3 protein-coding genes are annotated in these 3,483 nt (G+C 28.5%); all 3 read right to left on the reverse strand.

Going from position 1 to position 3,483, the window contains the following annotated elements; genetic code table 11:
* The coding region (locus VKY47_RS00440; RefSeq protein ID WP_324309457.1) for a hypothetical protein at positions 1 to 857 on the reverse strand (857 nt) is incomplete at its 3' end.
* Complete coding sequence (locus VKY47_RS00445) at positions 858 to 1,949, reverse strand: DUF1972 domain-containing protein (RefSeq protein WP_324309458.1); 1,092 nt, start codon at positions 1,947 to 1,949, stop codon at positions 858 to 860. It abuts the gene before it with no gap.
* On the reverse strand, positions 1,924 to 3,483 hold a 1,560-nt coding region (locus VKY47_RS00450; protein WP_324309461.1), incomplete at its 5' end, for an O-antigen ligase family protein. The genes VKY47_RS00450 and VKY47_RS00445, both read right to left, overlap by 26 nt.

Below are 3,483 nucleotides of genomic sequence, written 5' to 3' on the forward strand. Positions count from 1 at the left end.
GATGATATTTCATTGAAAAGTTCTAAAGTATTGTCCGTTCTATATGAGAAAATTGCTGCGAATAAACCATCAGATTTAATCACGTCCTGAAATAGAGGTGTAAGAAACAACCCTACTACCAACCCAATAAAGATAATGGATGCAAGGATTAGTGTTTTAAATTTAAGCAATTTATTAAGGTTAGAATCAAAAATAATCAACAGACTTAAAAGCAAGAATTCAGCGAAAAACACGCCTTTAATCCCAGACAATCCAGAAATTATTAAAGTAAATAAAATCAATTTTTTATCCTTAAATACCCAAAACAAAGTTGTGGCACATAAATAAAAATAAGGAGTAAAACCTTGACTTAAAATAATTCCATTATATCCAAATCGCGCAAATTGATAGGTTTGAAAAACTCTTATATCAAAAAATAAACCAATGAAAATTAAGGCCGAATTTAAAACAATAAACCCTTTAAAAAGTTTGTAAAGCTTCGTTGAAAAATTTTGTTCTGTATTAAAATGTACGAAATATAATAATGGAAACACAAGTATTGGAAATATGTATCTTATATATTCATTTACATAAAGTGCAGTGAAATTATTTTTTAAAAGAAAAATAAGAGATAACAATAAAAGAAAACCTAATAAAAGTTTTAAATGTTTATATACATATTTAAAATGTGTTAAAATAAACATCAAAGAATATAAAAGGAATATTGCTTTTAAAACTCTATTTAGTTTTATTAAATCCAAATAATAAAACATTCCTATTTTGTCTATAAAATCAAAACCAAAACTAAATAGAATAAAGCCTATAATTATAGCTTGATAATTAGTGAAAAGTGTCTTTAATCTAAAAGTATCTAGCATTTACTTCTCTATTTTTTTTAAAATATAATCCTCATAGGCTAAGTTAATAATGTTCCAACTATATAGGTTTTCAATTTTTTTAATGTTTTTGGTCGCATACGCTTCCTTTTGGGCAAACAAGCTATCTTTATTCATCATGTTAAAAATATCGTCAGCATTATCAAAATAATATGCATTTTCTCCTAGTATACTTTTATTGAAAATATTGTTATTAGCTATAATAAGTGTATTAGATGCCATAGCTTCTAATAAGGATGGATTTGTACCTCCAACAGAATGACCGTGGAAATAATACCTGGAATAAAATCTTAAATTATTAAGTTCTTCCTGATTATAATTTGCACCTACGAACTGAATCCTTTTATCAGTGCTATATCTCTTTTGAAGCTTGTTTCCAAAGTCGTTTAAAGTGCCAAAAACAATTAAACTGTGTGTTGTATCAGATTTATGATAACCTTCCACAATTGTTGCTATATTGTTCTCTGGCTCAAGTCTTGCTATTAGAACACAATATTTATTTGTTTCAACCTTATATTTCGACAAAACTTGAGCGTTTGGATTTTCGAAAACAGTTGCTCCATAGGCAATAAACTCTGAGGTTCTATTGTACTTCTTGGAAATATAATCTTGGATCCCAATAGAATCCGCTATTAAATAGTCACTTGACTTAACAGCCAACCTTTCAGCATATTTTAAAAATCTTCTAACTTTAGGAGAGTATTTAGAACGCTTCCATTCCATTCCATCCATATTAGTGATAATAACAGGCTTTTTAGGAAGCAACCAATGCCAGATAGAGTTTGAAGTATATCCTAACTGTAAGATAACGTCAAAATTTCTTTTCCGTGAATCCAAGATACAATTCAAATCATAAATAAATTGACCTGCTGTTCCCAGTTTAGATTCGGGATCATAACAATGAATTAAGTTTACGCCTTTAAACTTTTTATCCTGATAAGCATGGTCATGGGAGTTATAAACATAAACATCATGGCTTTTGCTGGCTAAATAAACTGAAAAATATTCCGCAAACTGTTCAAAACCACCATGATTATTGGGTATTCCTCTAGTTCCTAATATGGCTATTTTCATTGATTTTATTTGAATTCATAAGTATTAAGATTACTGTGGTAAAAAAATAGACTCCGTTGACTCTTCCAAAAATAGATTCCGACCACATAACAACAAACATAAATAATGAAAACTGAATTATTAATTTATCTTTTCTTTTTATTCCAATAACTAAACTATAAATAGGAATCAAAATTAAAAATATTAAGCCTAAAGCACCCGTCCGCCAAAATGTATCTACATATTGGTTATGTGGATTAAAGCTTTTGTGGTTTAACAGCCCTAAATTAACTAATCTGTTTTCAAGGAGCCTGTTGGTTTGTTTGGTAACTCCTTTCCCAAAAACATAATCAAATCCACTCATAGTTGCCAAGGATTCACGCCATAATAATAAGCGCAGCGTTAGCCCGCTAACTCTTGCATCATTAGAGTTTTCAATATGTTTCTCATTTAAAACAGTGAAATCCTCTTTGTTTAAAATTTCATCAAACCGATTTTTAAACGGTGAAAATAAAACTACAATTAAAACTAATGGTAAAATTAAAATCACTGTTTTTCTATTCTTAAGCAAATTTATAAAAACAACAATCAAGGACAATAAAAAGACCATTTTAGATCCACTAAAAATTAAAAAGACAAACAAAACAAATTCTAAAAAATACTTGTGCTTGCCTTTATAGTTTAAATCTATAAAGCATATAGAAAAGAATAGGAGATAAGAAAAATATACAGGATGCAAGTATTTTGAAAAATATTCGAAAGATAAAAACTCAAAATTCTGATGAATATAAACATCAAAAATTGAAGTCAATAAAAAGCCAAATCCAAGTACAAATGCAGAAACAGGAAATAGAGATAAATATTTTCTATGGGCTATGGATGGTAACACAACAGCTAAAACAAAAAATGGTAAAAAACGCTCAACGGTAGCTATTTCTTTAAATCCTTCTTCAGAGACAATAAGGTTATTCACTATATAAATTATAAAAAAGCCTAAAACAATAAGATTTATTTTTTGTTCTTTAATGGCTTTCCATGACACATCTTTTATATGTAATACACCTATTACTATTAAGGCTATATTATAAATAGGGTCAGGCAAAAATATAGTTAAAACAAGCAAGGATAGAGTTACGCTTGTTTTAGTGAATGGTTCAATATCTATTGGCTTCAGGCTTTTTAAAACTAGAAAAATTAAAAATAATAGCAATAAAGTCGGTGCAACCAGTTGGTATATATTTTTAAAGTCTGATCTGTAAATATAAGTTTTAGGAAGCTCAATATAACCACTTCCAACAAGTACTTCAAGCTTTAAATCGTTAGGCCGTTCAATGATTTTGATACCTGATCGATTTTTAAATTTTTGTAAAGGAATTGAAATTACCTCATTTCCAGATTTAAGACGAATAGATTTAATTAAAACGGTCTTGTTTGGATAAGAAAAGTAAAGCCGAAGCTTCCGTAGTTTTTTCGATTCATCAAGTTGAGATTGATAAACAAGATTTCCATCTTCTTGAAATTTATAAACGGTTTTGAAATTTATTTCAGACTCTTT

This window comes from Xanthomarina sp. (genome assembly GCF_035306705.1).
Taxonomy (GTDB): domain Bacteria; phylum Bacteroidota; class Bacteroidia; order Flavobacteriales; family Flavobacteriaceae; genus Xanthomarina.

What these genes read in the sequence shown, in the direction of transcription:
- VKY47_RS00445 (WP_324309458.1), bottom strand. Translation starts at nt 1,949, where the DNA reads ATGAAAATAGCCATATTAGGAACTAGAGGAATACCCAATAATCATGGT.